The organism is Oleiphilus sp. HI0066, assembly GCF_001635725.1.
This window is the reverse complement of the sequence record NZ_LWFH01001065.1, coordinates 1-1,759: the sequence shown is the minus strand read 5'-3', so window position 1 is coordinate 1,759 and position 1,759 is coordinate 1. Positions and strand designations below refer to the sequence as shown.

The 1,759-nt window shown below is 45.9% G+C and carries 2 protein-coding genes; both read left to right on the top strand.

Annotated elements, in window-relative coordinates; genetic code table 11:
- Nucleotides 1-656: serine--tRNA ligase (gene serS / locus A3738_RS13325; protein ID WP_068763638.1), on the top strand; the 656-nt coding region annotated here is incomplete at its 5' end.
- 11 nt (nt 657-667) lie between these two features.
- On the top strand, nt 668-1,759 hold a 1,092-nt coding region (cysG, locus tag A3738_RS13320; RefSeq protein ID WP_068763637.1), incomplete at its 3' end, for a siroheme synthase CysG.

Here is a 1,759-nt window from a genome sequence, read left to right as displayed (position 1 = left end):
CCGGTCAGTTGCCAAAATTTGCAGAAGATTTATTTAAGCTCCATGCAGATAGAGAGTTTTATCTGATTCCTACTGCAGAGGTTCCTGCGACAAATATTGTTCGTAATGAAATTGTTGAAGAAGCTGAGCTACCATTACAATTCGTGTGTCATACACCTTGTTTCAGAAGTGAAGCAGGTTCTTATGGGCGTGATGTGCGAGGTATGATCCGTCAGCATCAATTCGATAAAGTTGAACTCGTTCAGGTAGTAAAACCAGAAGATTCTGACGCCGCGCTTGAAACCTTAACGTCGCATGCCGAAGGTATTCTTCAGGCTTTGGAGCTTCCTTATAGAAAAGTGATGCTTTGTGGTGGTGATTTAGGTTTCTCAGCGGTAAAAACCTATGACTTGGAGGTTTGGTTACCAGGTCAGCAGGCTTATCGTGAAATCTCGTCATGTAGCAACACGCGTGACTTCCAAGCTCGTCGCATGCAAGCGCGTTACCGTGACCAAGCTAGCGGGAAGCCGGCATTGGTGCATACCCTGAATGGATCAGGTTTAGCGGTAGGTCGTACCATGATTGCGGTACTTGAAAACTATCAGCAAGAAGATGGTTCGATTAAAGTGCCAGAAGCACTTAAATCATACATGGGTAATATCGACGTTATTCGCTAAGAGACGCTCTTATGAACTGGCTTCCGTTGTATTTTAAGCCGCAAGGGCAGTCAGTTCTTGTCTTTGGTAGTGGTGACGTTGCGACTAGAAAAGTTCGATTTCTACAACGAACAGAATTTCCGATTACCGTAATTAGTATTGATGAGACTGCTAAGGATAGGTTTACTGAGTTTGAATCGGTGGATGTTATTCATAGTACAGGCCTTGATTCTCTTAGCTCTCAATTGTTTGAAAACGTTATTTTTGCAGTTGCGGCATCTGAAGATCATAGCGCTGACGTCTTTTTTGCTCAGCAGGCTCGCCAAGCTGGTATCCCAGTTCATGTGGCACATTCCATAGACGATAGTGATTTTTTGCTTCCTGCTGTAATTGATCGAGGCCCGATATCGGTCGCGGTATCGAGTGCAGGTCAGCATCCTACCTTAACTCGCCTTGTTCGTAATCGTATCGAATCCGTATTGCCGGCAAGGCTCGAAGCTTTGGCTGAGCTAGCATTACGCTATAAAGATAAGGTACGAGAAAAGCTCTCAACTAATAATGCCCGTCGTGCTTTTTGGGAGCGTCAGCTAGAAGGTCGTGTTGCAGATCTTGTATACAGTGGACGTGATGAAGACGCGGAGCGTTTGTTACTAGAGAGCTTAGATAGCATAGCGAGTTCCACGCAGGGCGTTGGAGAAGTTTATCTCGTTGGTGCAGGGCCTGGTGATCCTGATTTACTTAGCTTTAGAGCATTGCGGTTGATTAGACAGGCAGACGTCGTGTTATTTGATCGTCTTGTGTCGCCCCAAATACTCAACCTAGTTCGCCAAGACGCGGATATGATAGATGTCGGTAAGCGGCGTTCTCATCATACGATGCAACAGGAAAGTATCAACGAATTGCTAGCTAAACTCGCCAAACAAGGTAAACGTGTTCTTCGCTTAAAAGGCGGAGACCCCTTTATATTTGGGCGAGGTGGGGAAGAGATCGAAACGCTCTCAGAGCATGGCGTTCCATTTCAAGTTGTTCCGGGTATTACTGCAGCTGCAGGGTGTGCGAGCTATTCGGGAATTCCATTGACGCATCGAGATCATGCTCAATCTGTGCGTTTTGTGACTGGGCAT